Raw genomic sequence first — 2,675 nt, forward strand, 5'->3', positions numbered from 1 at the left:
ATGGCAGTGTCTGGATCTTTCAGACCGTTACCCGTTACGGTACATACGATCACTGAACCTTCAGCAATTTTACCCGCTTTAAAATAGGGACCGACATCACCTAATTGTTGTTCTACTTGTAGTGGATCCTCATAAATATTACCTGCAATATCTATGTCCTCTGGGTTCTCGTATAAATGTGTATATATGTTTCTATTTAATCCAGGATATCGATCACGAGATTTATTGGTTTGCGTAATATCAAAATTTAGATAATGTTGTGCCCAGTTGGTATCAATCACCCCATCCAATTTGACTTTAAATTGATTGGTCTTAAAGGTGTCATCTGGGTTGCGATAATCATAAATATCATAATTGCCATTAGCGTCAAAGGTGTTGCCTAAGCCATTATATTCACATACCGTGGCATAGCATCCCCAAGCAAATGTTGAATAATCATCAACCTTGGATTTACTGTGCGCTGCAACAAGTCCCAAGTTCCAGTCATCATTCAAGGCATAACTATATTTTAAACCAGTATTCAGACTATCGATCGTGACCGGTTTACCCCAAGTCTGGTAACCAAGCAATCGATCCCATTTCACATTTTCTGGGACTTTGCCATCCAGTAATTGATAGCCTGGCACTGATTTTTGTTCGGAACGCTGTGCTTCAAGATCAAATTCCAATTTAGATTGCTCAGATGTTTTCCAGTCTAAGGCCAATGCCGCTAAATAGCGCTCACCATCCACGTGATCGACATAAGACTCAATCTGCTCATTCACCAGATTGATGCGATATCCGAATTGCTGCTCATCACCCAAAAAACCACCGAGATCAGTTGCCACTGAAAACTGGCCGTGTTGATCGGCAGAGAATGTCAGGGCCTGGATATCTTTGGGTCGCTTGGTGACATAATTGACCACACCACCCGGGGTCGACATACCACTTTGAATCGCGGAAATGCCTTTTAAAATTTCCACACGTTCTTTGTTTTCAAGTGCAACGTTTTGTTCACCACGAATCACATTGCCATTAATGAGGTAGCTTGATGCCAAATCGAGTTCAAAGCCACGCGAGACAAAGTTTGGATAATAGCCAATTGCAGCATAGCCATCACCGATGGCTGCATCATTTTTTACCACATCGCTCAGCACGCGAGCATGTTGTTCAGCAATGAGATCGGCAGTCACGATAGAGACCGATGCAGGTATTTTTTGCAGACTGTCCGTAGCAAATCCCTCGACATTCACTTTGGCACTCGAGTAAGGGGTGCTTTGATCGGCTGTAATGACAATCGTGTCAAGCTGTTGAACATCGTCTTCAGCATAAGTCAGCGGGGCTAAACAAAGCTGCGACAGAATGATCATATTTAAAGATCGGGTTAATACATTCTGTTTGAGTTGACGATTGTTCATACGAAACCTTATGTATTTGAAGTGGGTGATGATGCCGGGTTTAGAGAGCAACTAAGAAGAGTGCAATTCGTGTTGAATGAGCCGGGTTAAAGTCTGGGTAAATTGTTGGCCTTGTTCGCCAAAGAACCAGTCCACATGACCGATAATCCAGTCGTAATAAGCCGCATCTGCATGGTTGAGGTTGTGGGTAATGCCCACAAAATACTCCAGCTCTGAAAAAGCGAAATCCAGATGCACGATTTTCAGCAGTTCTGGCAAAATACTAAAATCTTCTTGTGGATGTATCTCGGAAAAATAAGCATGGAGAAAAGCGGTTAAACCGGCTTCATCAATCGGAATATGTGGGTTCTGCTTTAATTCCAACCAATCAATGAAATTACGTTCAATCGTCACAGCCAGATCATAAAGTGCCGAATTTCGGTCAGATAAACCAAAATCAATTACGGCAGTAATCTCCGCTTTGGCATCCGGTGCTGACCAAAATAGATTAGAAGCGTGTAAATCGTTATGGGTCCAAATTCTGCTTGCCTGTTGCAATACAGGCTGAATACGCTGGTGAACCTGTAAGATTTGATCTAAAAAGTAAGGATCTAAATTTTTGTCGGCACAGTAACGGCTTAATTCTGGACTGTTTACAATGCGCCGTTGAATGGCTGTAACGATATTTTCACTGTTTAAAAGCTGCTGATTGGACAATAAATAAGATGCTGATCGGCCTTGCCGCTCAGGAAAATCCTGCATGGCCATATGTAAGCTTGCCAGTAATTGCCCCGCTTTCGCAGCATGTTCAGCATAGAAAAAAGGTTTCCAGGATTGCTGATCTGCATACAGATCTAAGCCGGCTGCTTTTGCATAGACTTCATAGGTCCAGTCACCTAGCTCTAAAGCGGTCAGACCTTGATTTGAGCTAATCAATGCTGCAACAGGAATTTCTTTGCTAGCTAAATGCTGAAGAACGGCATGCTCCTGTAAAATATCGCGGGCACGACGAAAGGAACAATGGCTGCGCTTAATCAAATACTGATGCGCGACTATTTCATCCCTGCTCACAAGATCCTGCTCTACTTTAACCAATACTGCAGATGAAAATGGCCGTGGACTACACCACAAAATCTGAATATGACCTTGTAAACAGGAATACTGCTGCTGCAGGCTTTGTAATTCTGGATCAGAAATATGTGCCCAGTCTTTATTTTCCCAGGCATTGCCCATACCATGACCTAAATCATCAGTCATTGTGGTCATTATCAATATCCCTGAGCCAGATCATCATGTGGT

Annotated in this window: 1 protein-coding gene and 2 pseudogenes; all 3 read right to left on the reverse strand. The window is 42.8% G+C overall.

What is annotated here, in order from left to right:
- Positions 1-80 (reverse strand): annotated as a pseudogene (locus FTV48_RS15080) (hypothetical protein); the annotation flags it as partial.
- Positions 75-1,397, reverse strand: a pseudogene (locus FTV48_RS14425) (TonB-dependent siderophore receptor); the annotation flags it as partial. The pseudogenes FTV48_RS14425 and FTV48_RS15080, both read right to left, overlap by 6 nt.
- Positions 1,398-1,448: 51 nt before the next feature.
- The gene (locus FTV48_RS14430) at positions 1,449-2,642 is read right to left on the reverse strand and encodes a phosphotransferase enzyme family protein (RefSeq protein WP_005093759.1); all 1,194 of its coding nucleotides are present in this window, start codon (positions 2,640-2,642) and stop codon (positions 1,449-1,451) included.
- Positions 2,643-2,675 lie beyond the last annotated feature (33 nt).

The organism is Acinetobacter sp. YH18001, assembly GCF_013416975.1.
Taxonomy (GTDB): Bacteria; Pseudomonadota; Gammaproteobacteria; order Pseudomonadales; family Moraxellaceae; genus Acinetobacter; species Acinetobacter pseudolwoffii.

Bases quoted from the DNA above. Each gene is read 5' to 3' on its own strand.
- FTV48_RS14430 (WP_005093759.1), bottom strand. From the start codon at position 2,642: ATGACCACAATGACTGATGATTTAGGTCATGGTATGGGCAATGCCTGG.